Source organism: Providencia sp. PROV210, assembly GCF_028479445.1.
In the GTDB taxonomy this organism is placed as follows: domain Bacteria; phylum Pseudomonadota; class Gammaproteobacteria; order Enterobacterales; family Enterobacteriaceae; genus Providencia; species Providencia rustigianii.
Genome location: NZ_JAMPNQ010000016.1, coordinates 223,931 through 244,550 on the forward strand (window position 1 = coordinate 223,931; position 20,620 = coordinate 244,550).

At 39.5% G+C, this 20,620-nt stretch carries 10 protein-coding genes; 2 read left to right on the forward strand and 8 right to left on the reverse strand.

Annotation, left to right across the window (positions count from 1 at the left end; all coding sequences use genetic code 11):
* Window positions 1-8: 8 nt before the first annotated feature.
* The 8 genes from PR761_RS13960 to dgt all read right to left on the reverse strand — a co-directional run bounded on the left by PR761_RS13960 (window position 9) and on the right by dgt (window position 18,731).
* A complete protein-coding gene (locus PR761_RS13960; protein ID WP_006815142.1) occupies window positions 9-1,394 on the reverse strand; it encodes an SLC13 family permease in 1,386 nt (461 codons plus the stop codon).
* Window positions 1,395-1,765: 371 nt separating this feature from the next.
* Window positions 1,766-8,575: a TcdA/TcdB pore-forming domain-containing protein gene (locus PR761_RS13965; RefSeq protein ID WP_154610681.1), complete on the reverse strand. Its 6,810-nt coding sequence runs from the start codon at window positions 8,573-8,575 to the stop codon at window positions 1,766-1,768.
* Between the two features lie 208 nt (window positions 8,576-8,783).
* Window positions 8,784-10,085, reverse strand: a complete 1,302-nt coding sequence (eno, locus tag PR761_RS13970; RefSeq protein WP_006815144.1) for a phosphopyruvate hydratase — start codon at window positions 10,083-10,085, stop codon at window positions 8,784-8,786.
* A gap of 64 nt (window positions 10,086-10,149) precedes the next feature.
* Window positions 10,150-11,787, reverse strand: a complete 1,638-nt coding sequence (pyrG, locus tag PR761_RS13975; RefSeq protein ID WP_006815145.1) for a glutamine hydrolyzing CTP synthase — start codon at window positions 11,785-11,787, stop codon at window positions 10,150-10,152.
* Between the two features lie 333 nt (window positions 11,788-12,120).
* The gene (gene mazG / locus PR761_RS13980) at window positions 12,121-12,915 is read right to left on the reverse strand and encodes a nucleoside triphosphate pyrophosphohydrolase (RefSeq protein WP_006815146.1); all 795 of its coding nucleotides are present in this window, start codon (window positions 12,913-12,915) and stop codon (window positions 12,121-12,123) included.
* Between the two features lie 521 nt (window positions 12,916-13,436).
* The gene (gene relA, locus PR761_RS13985) at window positions 13,437-15,668 is read right to left on the reverse strand and encodes a GTP diphosphokinase (RefSeq protein WP_154610682.1); all 2,232 of its coding nucleotides are present in this window, start codon (window positions 15,666-15,668) and stop codon (window positions 13,437-13,439) included.
* Window positions 15,669-15,684: 16 nt separating this feature from the next.
* Complete coding sequence (gene rlmD / locus PR761_RS13990; RefSeq protein ID WP_115164630.1) at window positions 15,685-17,016, reverse strand: 23S rRNA (uracil(1939)-C(5))-methyltransferase RlmD; 1,332 nt, start codon at window positions 17,014-17,016, stop codon at window positions 15,685-15,687.
* Window positions 17,017-17,207: 191 nt separating this feature from the next.
* Window positions 17,208-18,731 carry a dGTPase gene (gene dgt / locus PR761_RS13995; protein ID WP_006815150.1) on the reverse strand — a complete coding sequence of 508 codons (1,524 nt, stop codon included), beginning with the start codon at window positions 18,729-18,731 and terminating at the stop codon, window positions 17,208-17,210.
* A 187-nt stretch (window positions 18,732-18,918) separates the two neighbouring features.
* On the opposite strand from dgt, the gene mtnN reads away from it, so the two are divergent.
* The gene (gene mtnN / locus PR761_RS14000; RefSeq protein ID WP_265693589.1) at window positions 18,919-19,611 is read left to right on the forward strand and encodes a 5'-methylthioadenosine/S-adenosylhomocysteine nucleosidase; all 693 of its coding nucleotides are present in this window, start codon (window positions 18,919-18,921) and stop codon (window positions 19,609-19,611) included.
* Between the two features lie 78 nt (window positions 19,612-19,689).
* Window positions 19,690-20,526: a vitamin B12 ABC transporter substrate-binding protein BtuF gene (gene btuF, locus PR761_RS14005; protein ID WP_154610701.1), complete on the forward strand. Its 837-nt coding sequence runs from the start codon at window positions 19,690-19,692 to the stop codon at window positions 20,524-20,526.
* Window positions 20,527-20,620 lie beyond the last annotated feature (94 nt).

A 20,620-nucleotide genomic window follows, 5' to 3' on the forward strand; every position in this document is an offset into this window, starting at 1 on the left:
CGATTCAATTAAATCCAGAAGAACCAAGCAAACAGAGAAATGACAATGATACAAGCAACGTTCAGTACTGCACCAACTCGTACCATCTCAATTTGTCGAATATAACCAGAGCCAAATACAATAGCGTTTGGCGGTGTTGCAACTGGCAGCATGAAGGCACAAGAGGCACCGATACCAATAATCATGGTTAATGCCATAACTGGCATACCTAATGCTTCAGCCACGGTAGCGAAGATTGGAACTAACAGCGCCGCACTTGCCGTGTTACTTGTGAACTCGGTCAGAATAATAATAAAGGTTGTCACTGCAAGAATAATCACAAACCAATGGCTTTGACCAAATGTCATTTGCATCCAGTCAGCCATGATTTTACTTGCCCCTGACGTGCTTAAAATTGCACTCAAGGTTAAACCTCCACCAAACAGCATTAAGACGCCCCACTCAGTGTTTTTCTGAATTTGAGACCAACTAGCAACACCTGTGATAGCAATCAACACGGCGGCGCTAAGAGCAATAATGGTATCTAAGTCTTTCACTCCACCTAGCGCACTACTGATAAATGTACTCGTGATCCAGCAAATAACAGCTAATAAGAAGATAACCATGGCAGTAATACGTTTACCATTCCATTTAACTTCTTCTAGCTCAATGTCAAAACGATGCTTTAAATTTGGACGCAACATCATATACATCAGGACAAACATCATTGGCAGCAATACCACCATGATAGGAATACCGTATTTCATCCAAGATAAAAAGTCTAAACCAAGAGCAGATGCCGCTATCGCATTTGGTGGGCTACCCACAATAGTACCCAATCCGCCAATGCTCGCACTGTATGCCACACCTAATAAGACGAATACAAAAGTATTTCGTTCATGACGAACATCTAAGTTAGATAAAATCCCTAATACTAACGGTAACATCATAGCAGCTGTTGCTGTGTTACTGATCCACATGGATAACCCTGCAGTTACCCCAAACAGTAATAATACAGCAACAGAAAGGCGCCCACGTGCAGCCATTAACAAGCGATTAGCAATCAGCCTATCCAGACCTTGAATATGCAAAGCTGTTGCTAACGCAAAGCCACCAAAAAATAAAAAGATAATTGGGTTAGCAAATGCTTTTAATGCATCACCCGTTCCCATCAATCCAAGACCCACGGCGAGTAAAGGAATACAAAGTGCAGTAATCGTTACGTGGATCGCCTCAGTCAGCCAAAGAACACCAACAAAGACCATTAAAGCCAGCCCTGCATTTGCTTTGTCATCAAAAGGCAAAAATTTCAACAGTAAAATAAGCAGTACAATATCAACAGCTAAGATTATCCAACCACGCTTGTTCGGTGGGGTTGGCGAAACTGCTGGTGTCAAAGATTCGGAAGCATCCATGTTAACTCCATAGCTCGGAAGCAAAAATAAATATTTGAGTTGTTTTTTGTTAATGGTTTTTTACAAGGAGTAAAATATAGAGTTAATTTAATGGGATGAAAATGTGGATAGTCCAAAATTGCGATCTGTGCCCCGCAATTTACCTGTTTTATAGTGAAATAATCAAAAATCTATCTATAGATTCACAAAATAGGTTATTTAATCACTTAATTCATAAGTTAATAAAGTCACAGCCCGTTTATTTTCTCTATAAATCATTCCCACTAAAAATATATAACAACTTGATAGTTATCATAAATAGTACAATTTTGATTTTGTGACCTACAATCCAGCTTGACCATGAAACTCAAGCTGGATTACATTTTTATGAATTACCTTGTGAAATTTTGGTTTGATGCGTTGTTGCCTAACATCATATTTGGTACAAGATGGGTATCCATTCTTGGCATAGTTAATGAATCTCGGCTATCAAGCGCAGCCATGTGCTCCGATATTAATCGCATATGACTATCACTCTCGATATTTTGATGATTATAAATGTATTGCGTAGGCTTTATCTCGCTAACTGAAGTATAGCGATCAATAAATTGCTCAATCGAAATGCTATTTGGATGATTGATAAAATGCAGCTTTAAGTGCCGATGGGATTGTTTTTCTACACCAAAAACTTGGCGTAAAATAAGCACCGTATTTTGTTCATTATCGATTACCAATAGGTCATCATCATATCGAGTAACCACCAACGAATCTAAATTTTCAATCGGTAGCATCAAGGTATCAACTAATAAGTCATTAGCATTATTATCAATAATGATGGCTTGATAATGTTGCCAAGTATCTTGTGAAATCGAATACGTATCTTGGCCATCACCAGCATTTAACACGATTTGTTTAACATTTTTGATTATCGATGGAACCAAAGTATCATTCTCTTTGCCACCTCGAATGATCAACGAAGAACCAATATGAGAACGATTTTCTCCATTCTCCTTTTCAAGCATATCGACATATAAAATTTCACCACTTTCAGCAGATAGCAACAGACCGTGCCCTATGTTCTTAACGTTCTTAAATTGTAGATTTGGATAAAGATCTACAGCCTCCGGTAGCGCAGTCGAGGAAAGAAGCAACCGATCTTGACCAAAAGCTGAGTTTAATTCTATTTCACTTATGGCTGATTGCCGATACAGTTTTTTATTCACTGTATCAAAGATCAATCCCCCCATATTTTCAGCATCTACCCCTAAGAATTGCAGATTATTTTCAGTGGATAAACTAGACGCAACAATGATTTTTCCATTGTCATACCAGGCGGGTATGAGTTGCTGACCTGAAGAGTCCCTAATTCCCAATAAAGCGATCGTTTTACAGCAATAATAATCCTGCAATTTGCTCCACCAAATAGGATTTTCTGTAAACCACTTTTCATTCAATCCCACCGGATGAAATTCACCTTGGGCATTAATTTGGCCTATAACACCATCGACATTAACGACAAATAAACTACCTTTCCAGAAAATTACATTCTCTATAAATGGCATATTCATATACCATGCTGTGGGTTTCGTTGCATCCAAGACATTCTGACCAGGACCAACCTGCCGATAGAGTTCTTTATTTTTTGCACTATAGAAATAGAAAACTTCGTTTCCAGTAGAGTCAAATATATTTCCAATCAGAGCTAGGTCATGAGGGATAGACCAGTGACTCTGTACCATTTTAGGATTTAGCGATATTTCCCCATGACCCAGTGAAGGTGACAGGTTGGGCTTTATTAACAGATTGTCTAAGCGTCTTAGCCAATAACGATGTTCGACTTGATTATGATCTACACCATAGAGAGTCAACAGCTCCGATGCTCTGGAATCAATTTGATTAGTATGGTTATTTTCCTTTTTCACGCCACTGATCATGTAGTCATGTAAAATGTCTCGTACAGTGCTTTGAGTCAGTTTGGGATCTGTTTTAGCCAATTCTATTAATCGCTGATGTTCCGCATTTAAGCTCAATATCTCAATATTATCTTGACCCAGTCGGAAATGAGCGACCTCATTTGAGTCATTATAGCGGCATGAAAAATAGAGATCCTCACCCCCTCCCCATATCTGCATAATTTCAAAAGCACGATCAATGTCATGATTTAATTGGTATTCTGTGACAAGAGATCCACTCGCAATATCCACTTTCCAGATGGATTTTTGCGTAGGGAGATAAAAGTAGGCTTCGCTTTTTGAAATAAACCCTAGAATAGCATGTTGTTTATTTTCATCTAAAGTATCAATGAAAATATAGCGTTTATTGGTAACATCATAGAATGCTTTTCCTACATTTTTACCATTATACTGATGATTATCAATAACAATATATTGCCCATGCAATTGATGCTTATCTGCATAATGTTGTAGATGAGAATCCAAGGACTCTGTTGAATCTTTCCACTGATTTTCATTTTCGCTAACAATATTTATCTGAGCTGAAGAAATATCAATTTCATTTATTTCACTTTTCTTATTAATCACCCATATCTTCTCTTGCTTACAGGTAATATCGATCTCTATTTTTACACCACCGATAATTAAATTATTATTTTTAATTTCAATAGTATCATCAGCTAATAGGCTGGAATTAATAATCCATTTTGATGGTTTATCCGCTTGAATATCATCCATGAGAACAACTTTTATACCCTGATTAAGATTAAGCTTATATTCCCCACCATTTCCCTTAAGTTTATACTCAATTTTTCCATACCATTCTTTGGCTAATTGAGGAACAACTAGTTCCCTATTTTCCTCATCCAAAATAATATCAATTGGCGTATTTACATACTCATGAAAAATTTGGGTGATTGTATTTTCACTTGGGAAAATATAAAAATCATAATCAAAATTATCCGCTTGCTCTAAACGTCGAATAACATTAAAGCCACTATCATTACGGGAAGTACAGCCTGGCCATAAATTGTAGCTATACTTGATATATGACTTAGGGATTACGGGTAACATAACTGCTTTAGCATTTTGAAAATCGACTTGATGAACCGCATCCTGATAGCCAATTCCTCGACGAATATTTATTGCCTGCTGCTTATCTTTTACCATCGTTGGGAAATTGCCCGCCCAAAAGATATAATTTTTACGACCACCACCGGCTGAATGAGGAGTTGTACGATAGATATATTGGCTATCAAATTGAATCTGATTATTTTTAATGTCAATCGTATTAAATACAGCCCCAAATTTTGGAATAAATGTTTCTTTATCAGCAAGGTAATCATAACCATTGCCTTTATATGCTTGGTCTAAAGCATAAAAATAACTTCCGACGGCTTTAGCATCTTCCCCTATAATCGCGAAATTACGGGCTAGACCAACAAAACCAATCCCTAGCCCGGCAACTATCACACTTGCACTACCTAAAGCGGCAGCGGCTGTCGCACTGCCCATTGCACCAAGCCCAATACCTGTAACGCCCGATGTGAGTCCCGCCGAGTCAAATGCAAGTTGAGTACCAAAAATAATACGTTGGGGGTCATTTTCTGCATGACTTAATTCATATATATCAAAACCAACTAACGCGCCACTAAATATGACAGTTAACCCTTCATTTGCAGTTTTAGCAAAAGAGGAAAAAAAGCAGCTAATTTCTTTTACAGAGATATTACTTTCATTATTAAGCCCTAGCTTTATTATCTGATTTATTTTTATCATATCATTCATAGCACCATGAGCCATCATGGTATAGTTGACATAGCTATGAATTTTTAATGCTAGAAATAAATTTGGCGCATTTCTTCTTACAGATGATTTATCGAGATTTTTTTCCTCAATCCATTGAATAAGTGATTGAATAGCAATACCTGCATTTAGTCCATCTACAGAGATTGAATTTGCCTCATGGTTTCTTAAGCGTATTTTATTTTCTTCAAATTGATAATACTTTCCAAATATACCCATTTGCTCCATTGAATAGCGATGGAATCGCATAAATGTGTGATCAGATGTTTCAACCCATCGAGTTATTTCCGTATCTTTTATATTAATAAATTTTATTTTATAACGATCATTTTCAATTACTTCGACTGAAGAAAATAAAGGGATCCAGTTTTCATTAAGGGAGTACTCTGAAGATAGATTTATCGATGCAACATTAATTCTCTCTCCCCATAACTCGGCATCAAGTATAGCCAGTGTGGTTTTTAATTTTGTGTCATGAATAATTTCATCTTGCTGATAAATAATTGCATCAATTTCTTTCTCTTTAATTGATTTTATGGATAGTGGCTCTAATAGACTTAAATCCTTGACGGTTAAATGGTCACCTACAGAAACGCTTTCCATATCATCTGTATTAATGAAAACTAATTCAAAGGCTGGCTTATTATTTCGCTCAAATGAAGAGTAGTAATCTGCCATTTTTTTATCAACAAAGAATGTTTTTAGTGCGGAAAATAAACGTTTACTATTCTTAAAAGAAAATAACCCAAAATTAGGATCATAAAAATAATAACTACTTTTACCATCAACAATAATCTTTCCAATTAGCATTGCATGTTTTTTACTATTCAGAGCAAATAGTTTTGTTTCCTCTTTCATTTCTAACAATGTTTGTATCTGCTTTAGCTCCATCACACCATGGGAAAAAGAAGATTCAACTGCATTGATATTGGAATGAAGATTTTTTAGTGACGATTGCAATAACAGAGCATCTCGGCTTTCAGGATCAGCAGCTGCAATATACAATTTATCAATGAGAATATCTGCCCCTGCTTGCCCATTACGAGCCAAAGCAACAGACATTGCTCGAACTAGGGGATAGCAACGTCCACTCGAATCTCCCTTCATCAAGGATAAATAAAAGTCTTGTGGTATCAATCGATTCGTCTTGCTGCCTAACGAAGAAAATAACTCACTGAATTTACCCGTTTGAGTGAGAACCTTTGATATGTATTCTGAATGGCCAACTTCTTGAATAAGCCGATATAATGCACCTCTTTCTTTAGCATTATACTCACTTGTTATATACAATTTTTTTAATTGTTGGGATGACATCGTTTCATCAACACCTGGAACAGTGACCTCCAAATATTGCTTAGCCCCAAGATTAAACTCACTTTTAAAGCGTAAATTACGTGTGACTTTATGCAAATAGATGAGATTATCGTAGCGTTCATTGACTGTTAGATGATAATCATAATTTGCATTAACACTGATATTCGTATCATAGTCATTAATTTTAATGACAGCATTCATTCCTTTTTTAGCTTTCACACTCTGCCATAACCATCCATATTCTACTTCACGCAAATCATGAAATAGTTCACTATATTGTTTTTTATTTAATGAAATAATAGTTTTATTCATCTCAATCATATTTTTTAATATTGTTCTTTTTTCACTATCTATTGTTTGAGAGAATTCAATTTCTAACTTTTCACGAGATTGATTAAGAGCTGTAATTTGATGATCCAGTTTTCGTTTAATTTCATCTCCGATATCTAACCACGTTTTTACTGAGGTATTTTGCTCTGATGGAGTTTCAAATAAATCTTCATCATTTGGAATATCACTAAATGTAATATTGAATTTTTTAGCTGCAACTTTTAAGTCTTGATGAATTTTATTCCGATAAATATCAAATCGTTGCTGTTTGAGTGGAAGTAAGTAATCACCCGGTAGTTGTACTTGTACAACATTACTTTCAGTAATCGCAAAATACTTTCCTTTTTGAGGTTGTAAAATTAAATTCCATTTTTCATTTTCATAATGCATAAATAAACTAGCTTTTGTTGTATTATTTTCCCTATTATTATAGTCTCGCTCATCTACCGCCATAACAACATTATCGTATAGCAATGACGCGTCAGGCCTATTATCACGATAAACACGATATGTTTCAGAATTAAGTTCCGTTACAACAACAGAATCGCCAAGTAATAATCCTGTAAATAAAAATTTTTTATCTGGGTTCTTAATTAGAATATCAATATACTCGACTTGCTTACTTTCTTTATTTCTAATTTTTGACTCTAAAAAATAGCTTTCAATAGAAGATGGTTGATCCTCTCCATAACTGTCATCAATAAATTCCACTACATAGTTATTACTATTTCCTTTTGTGAATATAACCTTTCCTTCATTTGGAGCCTGTAAAATTGCATTGAGCTCTTTCGTATTAATAATATATTGCTGGGAGAAGCTAACAGGATCTTGCTTAAATATTTCTATGTTTTTACTCGGTAAACGTTCAGATGGATGCCCACCGCCAGCTAAACTAGTATCAATGTAAGCCTCTCGAACAGATTGAGCGAGCAATGCAGGATGCTCAACATCATAACCATAAATTCTAAGCTGAGCCTCAAGGCATTTATCGACTGGTTTTTCTGTTAATAATGATTCAGTCACAGCCTTAGCAATTATCTCCGCACGAGCCTCTCCGTGGCTACTAGACTGCCCTTTCAGGGTTTCTGAATAAGAAATACCTTTATCTACCCGGTACATTCCTATTGGCACATGCTCAAGAAAAGCATCTTCTGGCATTAATTCTCTCAGTTGTTGGCTAACTTCAATCGCATCTTGTAAATTTGCATTAGAAAAATAAATAACCGCTTGATCAGTTAATTTTCCTAAGTTTTTAGGGCCCATAATTTTTGACTGCATAACCCGCTTATTTGGATCATGTTCATACAATTTCATTAATGCTTGTGATAAAGAAATAAAATTTTCTTTTTTAACATTTATTGTTAAGCGAGACATGAGCATTGAATGATTATTATATCGTTCTTTATAATCTTTAGGTAAAAATCGATAGGAAGTACCATCTAATAAATCATGGTCAGCTAAGCTAGAAAAATAATCATCATTTTTACCTTGGACTCTAACTTCAACACTTGGTTTATCGGTAAGTAATTTTTTAAACTCACTTAAAAATATTTTCTGTTCATCAATGGTTAAACCTACAATACCATCAGGTCGATTACCGCTGTAGTGAAAATAGGCAATACTTGTAATTTTACTTTCTAATGCTTTTTTCTTATTAATTATTGATTCACTCCATCCTCCATTATTTTTATATTCTGTTTTTATTTCTGTTACCAATCTATTTAATGTTGTACTTTCTTTCGCTCGCTGCTCTATTATTTTTGTTGTTGAAAATAATGAATCATGACTGTCCTTTCCCATAATAATATCCTTATTTAATATTCATATTAATTATCAACGACATTAAATTTTTAAATGTCATTAATATTAGTAACATAAAAAATAAAAATATTTAAATATACTTAATCTGGATTTTTTATACTTATTAAATAATTCGCAAAGCATTTTAGATGCAAAAAAAAACGGGAAGATTTCTCTTCCCGTTTATTAGACTAAAGCAAATTAAAAATTATGCTTGGCCTTTCACTTCTTTCAGACCATTGAATGGCGCATTTTTACCTAACGCTTCTTCAATGCGGATCAATTGGTTGTACTTAGCAACACGGTCAGAACGGCTCATAGAACCTGTTTTGATTTGACCTGCTGCAGTACCAACTGCTAAATCAGCAATTGTTGCATCTTCAGTTTCACCTGAACGGTGAGAGATTACCGCTGTATAGCCAGCATCTTTCGCCATTTTAATCGCAGCTAACGTTTCAGTCAGAGAACCAATTTGGTTGAATTTGATCAGAATTGAGTTAGCGATGCCTTTATCAATACCTTCTTTTAAGATCTTAGTGTTGGTTACAAACAGGTCGTCACCAACCAGTTGGATTTTGTCACCAAGAACTTTAGTTTGGTATGCGAAGCCATCCCAGTCAGATTCATTTAAACCATCTTCAATAGAAACGATTGGGTACTGTTTAGTCAGCTCTTCTAGGTAATGAGTGAACTCTTGTGAAGTGAAGGTTTTGCCTTCGCCTTTCAGTTCATAGTTACCTGTTTCGTTGTTGTAGAACTCAGATGCTGCACAGTCCATAGCAAGAGTAACGTCTTTACCTAAAACATAACCTGCTTGTTCAACAGCTTCTTTGATAGCAGCCAGTGCAGCAGCGTTAGATTCTAAGTTTGGAGCATAACCACCTTCATCACCAACGGCAGTGTTCATGCCTTTAGATTTCAGCACTTTTGCTAAATGATGGAAGATTTCAGAACCCATACGAACCGCTTCTTTCAGAGTCGATGCGCCAACAGGTTGAATCATGAATTCTTGGATATCAACGTTGTTATCTGCGTGCTCACCACCATTGATGATGTTCATCATTGGCAGAGGCATAGAATATTGACCGTGAGTACCGTTCAGATCAGAAATATGCTCATACAGAGGCATACCTTTTGCCGCAGCTGCCGCTTTTGCGTTTGCTAAAGAAACAGCCAGAATTGCGTTTGCACCAAATTTAGATTTGTTTTCTGTACCATCCAGGTCAATCATGATTTTATCGATATTTGCTTGATCTTTAGCATCTTTACCGATAAGTGCTTGAGCGATTGGACCGTTTACAGCTGCAACAGCTTTCAGAACACCTTTACCCAGAAAACGTGATTTATCACCATCACGCAGTTCCAGTGCTTCACGAGAACCTGTAGATGCACCTGATGGAGCTGCAGCTAAACCAACAAAACCACCTTCTAAATGTACTTCAGCTTCAACAGTTGGGTTACCACGAGAGTCAATGATTTCACGACCGATCACTTTAACAATTTTGGACATTAGGTTTTCCTCAGTACAAGTTAAATTTCGGGAAGTTAGCTAAAAATGCCGACTTCCCCGTATCTTATTTCAACTCACCTTTCTGGTACTTACCAGCGGCTTTAACAAAACCTGCAAACAACGGATGACCATCTCTTGGGGTAGATGTGAATTCAGGGTGGAACTGGCAAGCCACAAACCATGGATGGTTTGGATTTTCGATAATCTCAACCAGTTTATTGTCCACAGAGCGGCCTGCAATATTCAGACCAGCATCTTCGATGCGTTTCAGCATCATATTATTCACTTCATAACGGTGACGATGGCGTTCGATAATAGTATCTACGCCATACATACCATGAACAAGGCTGCCCTCTGTCAAATGACATGGTTGACCGCCAACACGCATGGTTCCACCAAGATCGCTCTCTTCAGAACGAACTTCAAGATTGCCATCTTCATCACGCCATTCTGTAATTAGCGCAACGACTGGATATTTACAATCTGCTTTGAATTCAGTGGAGTTAGCATCTTCCATATGCGCAACATTACGCGCAAACTCAATCAGAGCAACTTGCATGCCTAGGCAAATACCTAAGTATGGGATTTTGTTCTCACGTGCATATTGTGCAGTTAGAATTTTCCCTTCAATACCGCGAGAACCGAAACCACCCGGAACTAAAATAGCATCCAGACCTTTCAGTAAGTCCACCCCACGGGTTTCAACATCTTGAGAATCAATCAATTTAATATTGACGGTTAAGCGATTTTTCAAGCCCGCATGTTTCAGCGCTTCAATTACCGATTTATAAGCATCTGGTAATTCAACATATTTACCGACCATACCGATGGTGACTTCACCCGCTGGATTGGCTTCTTCGTAAATAACTTGTTCCCACTCAGACAAATCAGCTTCTTTGCATTCTAAACGGAAGCGGCTACAGATATATTCATCCAAACCTTGTGCTTTCAGCATGCCTGGAATTTTATAAATAGAATCTGCATCTTTCAGAGAAATAACTGCTTTTTCTGGGACATTACAAAATAGTGCAATTTTCGCACGTTCGTTCGCTGGAATAACGCGGTCTGAACGGCAAATTAATACATCTGGCTGAATGCCAATTGACAGTAATTCTTTGACTGAGTGCTGTGTAGGCTTGGTTTTGACTTCCCCTGCTGCCGCTAAATACGGCACTAAGGTTAAGTGCATATACAATGTATGCTCACGACCTACTTCTGCCGCCATTTGACGAATTGCTTCAAGGAATGGCAGAGATTCGATATCACCAACAGTACCGCCGATTTCAACTAATACGACGTCATGACCTTCACCACCACGGATGATGCGATCTTTAATTTCGTTAGTAATATGAGGGATAACTTGGATAGTCGCGCCTAAGTAGTCGCCACGGCGCTCTTTGCGTAAGACTTCAGAATAAACACGCCCCGTCGTAAAGTTATTGCGACGTGTCATTTTAGTACGGATGAAACGCTCATAATGACCTAAATCCAAGTCAGTTTCAGCGCCGTCTTCTGTAACGAAAACTTCCCCGTGTTGGGTTGGGCTCATAGTACCTGGATCTACGTTAATGTAGGGATCCAATTTCATAATGGTTACATTGAGTCCACGGGCTTCGAGTATAGCCGCCAATGAGGCTGCGGCAATGCCTTTACCCAGAGAGGATACGACCCCGCCGGTCACAAAAATATAGTTAGTTTTCATGCTGAACCTGAACGTTTAGGTTTAAAAGATGATGGATATAACAGGACGGGAAAACAGTATACCCGAACCTTAAATTCCCTACAAATGTTCTAAGCGTAATAAGGTTAGTTTTCATCAATACCTTAATAATATCAGCAAGTTAAAAATAAAAATATTTATCGTTTGATAAATAGTCACTTTTTACCGCACTATTCACCTGTTTTGCAAGATTAACACATTATAGAGTAAAAGCTAAATCCTTTCAGCTTCATGTATAGCTTTAAAAATGCTATTTTGCATTAAGTTTGATTTTGAATAACTATTTCAATCCGCGATTGTATCTACCTACAAACACTATTCATCTGATTTGATAGAAACCCACAAGGCTTCCATCTCATCAAGTGTAGCAGTTTCTGTCGTTTTGCCACTTTCTGCTAATCGCCTTTCGATTTCACGAAAACGTCGCTCAAATTTATTGCATGCTTTTTGTAAGGCAATTTCTGGCTTATGGCCTAAATGGCGAGATAAATTCACCGTCGCAAACAGTAAATCACCAATTTCTTCTTCGAGGTGCTGCTCATCAACGACGACTTGTGTAGCCTCCTCCATCACTTCGGCCAGTTCTTCGGTAACTTTATCTGCCACCGGACCCAAGGTGTCCCAATCAAAGCCCACAGAAGCACAACGTTTTTGAATTTTGTAGGCTTTCATTAAGGCTGGTAAAGTGTTTGGAATATCATCCAATACGGAATATTGCTCTTTTTCTGCACGTTCTTTTGCTTTACGCAGTTCCCAACCCGCAATAACTTCGCTGCTACTCAGTTGGTTGTTAGCATCAAAGATATGAGGATGGCGGCGTTCTAGTTTATCGCTCACTGCTTGGCAAATTTCATCGAAATCAAACAAGTTTTGCTCTTTTGCCATTTGGGCATAAAAAACCACTTGAAACAGCAAATCCCCCAACTCACCTTTTAAATCAGTAAAGTCTTCACGCTCAATGGCATCGAGCACTTCATAGGTTTCTTCAAGGGTATAAGGGGCAATGGTCTTAAACGTCTGTTGCGTATCCCACGGACAGCCATTTTGCGGGTCACGCAAACGCGCCATAATAGTGAGTAACCGTTCAATTTGTTTATTGCCCTGCTGCATATTTAACCCTTATCAAAAATAATTACATAGTGATTTAATGAGGGTTATACCTTAACCAAATTGAATTGAATACGCTAAATCTTCAGATTTTTATTAAAATAACTATTAAAAATTATTTTCAAAATAGTTTGGATGAGCAGCTAGGCGAGCGCGTACAGCCAACAACGCTGCACGCCAAAATATGAAGAAAATGCATTTTCAAAATAGTTCGAGTTGTAGGTAGGCGGCAAAAGAGCTAATCCCTAGTCGCATACAAAAGTATGCGACTAGGGTTAGTGAATGCAGCCAACACCCCTACAGCTCGAAATATGCAGAAAATTAGGAGCATACACAAGTATGTGACTAAAGCGAGAGCACGCAGCCAACAACGCTGCGCGCCAAAATATGCAGGAAATGCATTTTCAAAATAGTTCGAGTTGTAGGTAGGCGGCAAAAGAGCTAATCCCTAGGAGCATACACAAGTATGCGACTAGGGTTAGTGAATGCAGCCAACACCCCTACAGCTCGAAATATGCAGAAAATTAGGAAGAATGGCGTTTCGCCTCGATAACATCCGGCAACTGATTTAACTTCGTCAGAACTCGTCCCAGCACTTCGATGTTATACAACTCGATGGTCATATCGATAGTGGCGAGCTGCTGCTTCACATCACTGCGGCTACTCACCCCTAATACATTGACTTTTTCATTCGCTAAAATCGTCGTGATATCGCGCAGTAAGCCACTACGGTCATTGGCTATCACTCTGACAACTAACGAGTAGCCACTGGAGTAATTTTCCCCCCAAACAGCATCGATAACGCGCTCTGGCGCGTGGCTTTGCAATTCAGCAAGTTGTTCACAATCGGCACTATGAATAGAGATACCGCGACCTTTTGTGATAAACCCGACGATTTCATCCCCCGGAATTGGCTGGCAACAACGTGCTATATGGTGCATTAAGTTACCCACACCTTCGACGACCACACGCCCACTACCATGGGAAGGCGCTCTTGGTAACGCTGACTTACTCTCCAGCGTTTTCATTGCTGCGCGGTCTTCTTCTTCCGCCGTGGCTTTATTAAACTTAGCTTGTAAGAAATTAACTAGCTGGTTGATACGGATATCACCACCGCCAATGCCCGCCAAGACTTCATCCAATGAATGCACATTGTAGCGAGCAATCAACAATTTTTCGGCTTCTCTCAAGCTGATATCCAGATGGGATAATTCACTATCCAGAATCTGACGTCCAGCCAGAATATTTTTATCGCGATCTTGTTTGCGGAACCAGTTTTGAATTTTTGCGCGGCCGCGGCTGGTTGTCACATAACCCAAGTTTGGATTTAACCAGTCGCGACTCGGGTTTGGATGCTTTTGAGTGATAATTTCAATTTGATCGCCCATCTGCAATTGATAGCTAAACGGTACAATCCGTCCACCAATTTTAGCCCCGATACAACGATGCCCCACATCACTATGAATGTGGTAAGCAAAATCGAGTGGCGTGGAACCCGTTGGTAAGTCGACAACGTCCCCTTTTGGCGTAAAGACGTAAACTCGGTCATCAAATACTTGGCTACGAACTTCATCCAGTATTTCGCCAGAATCTGCCATCTCTTCTTGCCATGAGATTAACTTACGTAGCCACGCAATACGGTTTTCATAGCTACTACCTTTACCAACGCCAGTTGAGCCTTCTTTATATTTCCAGTGCGCCGCCACACCTAATTCTGCATCTTCATGCATTTGGCGAGTACGAATTTGGATTTCTAACGTTTTACCATTTGGTCCCAGTACTACGGTATGAATTGATTGATAGCCATTCGGTTTAGGGTTCGCCACATAGTCATCAAACTCATCCGGTAAATGACGGTAATGAGTATGCACAATCCCTAATGCAGCATAACAATCTTGTAGTCGCTCAACCACGATACGCACAGCTCGCACATCATACAGCTCACCAAATGCTAATGATTTTTTCTGCATTTTGCGCCAGATGCTATAGATGTGTTTTGGTCGACCATACACTTCCGCTTGAATTTGCTCTTTGAGCATATACTTACGTAATGTGGTCACAAAATTATCAATGTATTCTTCGCGATCAATTCGGCGCTCATGGAGTAATTTTGCGATTTTTTTGTATTCATCGGGATGCAGATAACGGAAACAGAAATCTTCCAATTCCCATTTTAATTGTCCGATTCCTAAGCGGTTGGCTAATGGCGCATAAATATTGGAGCACTCTTTAGCTGCCAATACTCGCTCATCTTCACTGGCATCTTTAACTTCACGTAAATGCGCGATACGCTCTGCCAGCTTAATAACAACGCAGCGAAAATCTTCCACCATCGACAAAAGCATGCGACGGATATTATCCACCTGTACTGAGCTGGTTTCATTCGATTGAGTGGCTTTGAGTTCGCGAATGGCATCCATCTCAATCACACCTTTAACTAGTGCATGAATGGATTGACCAAATTCATCGATGACAGATTGGTCGTCGAGTTTTCCCTCTTCAACCAAAGAGAAGAGTAATGCGGCTTGTAGGCTTTCTATATCCATACTGAGTGTGGATAAGATTTCCGTCATTTCAATGCCGCGCCATAGCAGCAGAGGACCGATTTCTTGCCCCGATAATTTATCGTGACAATACTGCCAGGTATGGATGAGTTTTTCTTCTGATTGTTTATTATTCAAACCCAAGCCAGTGACCCATTTTTCGGGGTCAAATTCACCTGCTGGGGTTAAATGCGCACTTCTTACTGCAACCATATATTCTCCCTACCTGTTAACCCTCTGGGCTACGAATGAATAGCGCCATTGATTCCAGATGACTTGTATGCGGAAACATATCCAACATCCGCAACTGATGTAACTGATACCCGCCTTCAAGTAATACTTTACTGTCTCTTGCTAATGTTGTTGGATTACAAGAAACATAGACAATTTTTTCTGGCATCAGTTTAGTTAAATGTTCCATTACTCCTGCAGCGCCTGCTCTAGCAGGGTCTAGCAATACTTTATTGAAACCTTGCTGCGCCCATGGTTGAGTATGGATTTGTTCTTCCAAATTAGCATTATAGAATGATGCATTATTAATTGAGTTGAGCTGTGCATTACTTCTGGCCTGACTGACTAAATTTTCAACACCCTCAACACCAACGACAGATTTTGCTATCCGCGCAATAGGTAACGTAAAATTACCCATACCACAGAAAAGATCCAATACTCTATCTTCAGGGCTTATATCCAACCATGCTATGGCTTGCGCCACCATTTGCTGATTAATTTCCCCATTCACCTGAATAAAATTCAAGGGATTAAACTGCAATGATTCATCAGCAACTTGATATTCTGGCAACCGTGTTGATGGCTCAAGAGGCTGTAATTCGCCTTCATCCCCCGCCAACCAAATGTTTACTTGATGTTTCTGAGCAAATTCTAGCAAACGGTTTCTATCTGAAACGTTAACGGGGACTAAGTGGCGTAGCAGTATAACGTTACCGTTATCTGCATGAATAAGCTCAACGTGCCCTAATTTGGCAGCTATCGATAATGAATTTAAACACTCAGAAAGCGGTGCAAGTAGCGCATCTAGTTCAGTGTGTAGCACGGGGCAACTTTTAATATCGACCAGTGTATTAGATTGAATTTGACGAAACCCCATCACCAAATGCCGTGATTTATTTTGGTATTGCAGACCTAAACGCGCGCGACGGCGATAGCCATATTCCTCACCACTGATCACGGGAGTGGCTGGCTTCGTAACACCCGTTTCTCGCCTCATTAGATGTTGAAGAGACTGGGCTTTGCTTTCTCTTTGCAAGGCAATGTCAATATGTTGCTGCTGACAGCCGCCACATTGGTTGAAATAACGGCAACTAGGTTTGACTCTTTGAGGGCTACTACTTAGGCGTTTAATTACTTTCGCTTTTGCAAAATGGCGTTTATCTTCAGTAATCTCGATTTGAGCCTCTTCACCAGGCAACAGCCCTGCAATAAAGACCGCCTTTCCATCTAGGCGAGCAACACCTTGTCCAGCGGCATCTAAGCTATCAACGACAACCGTCATCTGACGGCGTTGGGTAGTACGGCGATTTGGCGAGTAAAATTGGGCCATAAGTAGTCACTAAGTGGTGTTAAATTAATTCTATCTGAACCCGTAATCACAGTTAAAAATGGCGCTGTAAGCAACGCACGATTTCAGATAATTTGTTCCAAAATTGGCGAGCTATAATAGCATTTTTTTATCAAATGCGGTGGTCACTTAGCTTTTTTGTCTGCCTATTAATACTCTTTTGGGGCAAATTTCTAATTAGTTACCATGAATTTTCTATATTCTTCATAGGCATAGTGATCTGTCATTCCGCTAATGTAATCCTGAATTAATCTCGCGCGGTAATAGAATTCTAAAATCGATCTATCCGCATCATTTGTAGCAGAAATTTTTTCTAATGCCTCGTTGTAAGACAAGCGATGCTTATTTGACAATTTATGAAACAGTCTCGTTTCAATAAAAAAATGTTTGTGGTAATTCTGCTCTACTAAAGAGGCAAAATCATCGCGATCCATCATCAATAATGGGCTATACACATCCAATAAACCGCTAATAATTCGATATCCCTGAAGCTCCAATTCTTCAACTTCATGATGGTTAAACACATGTTTAAATGCCACCATTTTCAATACTTTGAGTAACCGATGTTCTTGGCTTTTATCCTCTAACAAGGCGCTATTAAAGCTACCGTGATAAATTTCTGGCAGATTTTGGATAAAACGCTGAGCGCTGTAATGCGCTAATTTTCCTGTGATATTCACGCGCAGATACATAAAAAACTGATCTTGCTGGATGCGCCTTGTGTGGTTATCGCTGATATTGTTAAACGCCCGCATAATGGTTTGGTCGAACAAGTCACCCGGCTTAACCTCCCCCCACTCGACGTTTAAATAATCGATCAATTGCTCAACCGTAAAAATACCTTTTTCTGCGGCATCATCGAGATCAGCAATGCAGTAGGAAATATCATCGGCGGCTTCCATGATGTAGGTGAGAGGAAAACGGCAATAAGGATCCATATCGAGTTTTTTACTCAACTCACTCACAAAATCGGCTTCAGACCAGTAATAACCCGGTTTTTTCATTAAATAGTCAAATTCTGCAGGAATAGGGTCTAGGTCGTAAGCCCCGCGGGTATATTTTAAAATCGAACCGATTTGCGCATAAGTCAGATTGAGTTTGAGTAAACGATGCGCCATTCGTAACCCTTGAGCATTCCCTTCGAATGAGCATAAATCACGCTTGAGTTGACGACGAAACAAGTCTTGTTTTTCATTACCGGTCAGTTGTAATGCTTTGATGCGGCAAGGATCTGGAGCCTCTGGGGAGAAAATATAGTCTGGCGCAAGTAATTTGCTAAACCAGCGCTGAATGGCTGCCTCGCCAAAGTGCCCAAATGGAGGATTACCAATATCGTGCATTAAGCACGACATTTCGACAAGGCTTTCAAATGCATCACAACGATCCGTTAGCCCATATTCATCAAGCAATTTTTTCTTTTTTAATTCGCCAAGTACCGTTTTGCTAATATAACGCCCTACTTGTTGAACTTCGAGGGAGTGAGTTAATCTGCTACGAACTGCGGAGTTTTGTTCTAGAGGAAAAACTTGCGTTTTTTGTTGCAAACGACGGATAGCAGCAGAGTTAATAATTCGTCCACGGTCGCTTTCAAATAAACGATTTACCGCGTCTTCATCCAGCGGAGAGACTTTCTGACCTTTAGCACTAATGTAGTTACGTTGAAAACTCAGTTTTTTTAGAAAATTAATCTCTCTCACGCAAATCCCTTCCCTATATAGACTTACTGCTAAGTATAGAAGCAAAACTCAGGAAAAATACCCCACAAAGCCCCTTTCAATGGTACACTTCGCGCATCTTTTTAAACGTTGTTTATAGCACGATGGCGCATATTTACCCTAAATAATTCGTGTTATAGCTAGGTAGCAAACGAGGAACTGAAGAATGATTAAAGTGGGTATTATTGGCGCGATGGAACAAGAAGTTGCACTTTTGCGCGCCCAAATCGAAGGCTGCCAAACATTCAGCCGTGCAGGTTGCGAAATCTATACGGGTAAAATTAATGGGGTTGATATTGCGCTTCTGAAATCCGGCATTGGTAAAGTGGCTGCTGCAATCGGCACAACCTTGCTATTAGAACATTGCAAACCTGATGTGGTTTTCAACACAGGTTCTGCCGGTGGTTTAGATCCTCGCCTGAATGTCGGTGATATCGTCGTTTCTACCGAAGTTCGTTACCATGATGCCGATGTGACGGCATTTGGTTATGAGCCGGGTCAAATGGCGCAGTGCCCTGCGGCTTTTATTGCTGACCCTAAGCTGATTGAAGTGACAGAAAAATGCGTCAATACGCTGGGTATGAACGCTGTTCGCGGTCTGGTTTGTAGCGGCGATGCCTTTATCAACGGCGCGGAGCCTTTAGCTCGCATTAAAGCAAACTTCCCACAAGTCGCAGCCGTAGAGATGGAAGCCGCAGCTGTAGGCCATGTTTGCTACCAATTTGGCGTACCGTTTGTGGTCGTGCGCGCAATTTCAGATGTAGCAGATAAAGAGTCCCATACCAGTTTTGATGAGTTTTTACCGGTTGCCGCTCGTCAATCATCATTGATGATCACAGCCATTTTAGCTGAACTCGCTTAAGGTATATTCGCCTTATTTATCAGGCATAAGTATGCTTCACTTATGCCTTATTTCTGCGCTCTACTCAGTGAATTTATGATGATAACCCTTTCAATCAAACACCTCATTCAGTCACTCTTTAGCTTATTGCTGCTCGCTTGCATTGCCATCCCAGCAGTTGCAGCACAAAAATCACGGGTAATTTCGCTTTCTCCTGCGAATACTGAACTGGCTTACGCGGCAGGGCTAGGTGATAACTTAATTGCTGTCAGCGCTTATTCCGACTACCCCGACGCAGCAAAAAAGCTAGAACAAGTTTCTAATTGGCAGGGTTTAAATGTTGAACGAATTATCGCCCTAAAACCAGATTTGATTCTGGCATGGCGAGGTGGAAATCCTCAGCGCCCGTTGGATCAATTGGCAGCCCTCGGTATTCCCATTGTCTATTTTGATCCACAAACTGTTGATGGCGTAATTTCTGCTTTAGCAGAATTATCGCAATACAGCCCTCACCCTGAGATCGCGGAAAGAAATATTGCTCAGATGCAAGCAACATTACAAGCCCAAAAAGATAAATTAGCTAATAATAAGAAACCTAGGCAACTATTTATTCAATTAGGTACACAGCCTTTATTCAGCGCTGGAAATCATACGTTGCAAAATGATGTGCTCAAGGTCTGCGGCGCCCAGAATATTTTTGAAGATAGCGCAGTGCCGTGGCCCCAAGTAAGCCGTGAGCAAGTACTCACCCGCAAACCCGATGCTATCGTCATGACCGGTTCTGAAGAGCAAGAAAAAGCTGTAAAAGCATTCTGGCACTCTCAGCTAAACGTCCCTATCATCCGCTTAAATGAGGATTGGTTTCACCGCGCCGGCCCGCGCATCATCAATGCCACCGAGCAACTGTGCAACCAACTAAATGCGCTACCGAATTGAAAATAAAGATTTAGAATCAAGCTTCACAGAAAAGAATTTTTTGAACTGAGTTAAGACGGTAGGACAACAAGGGAATTCAACTCACTTTTTTCGA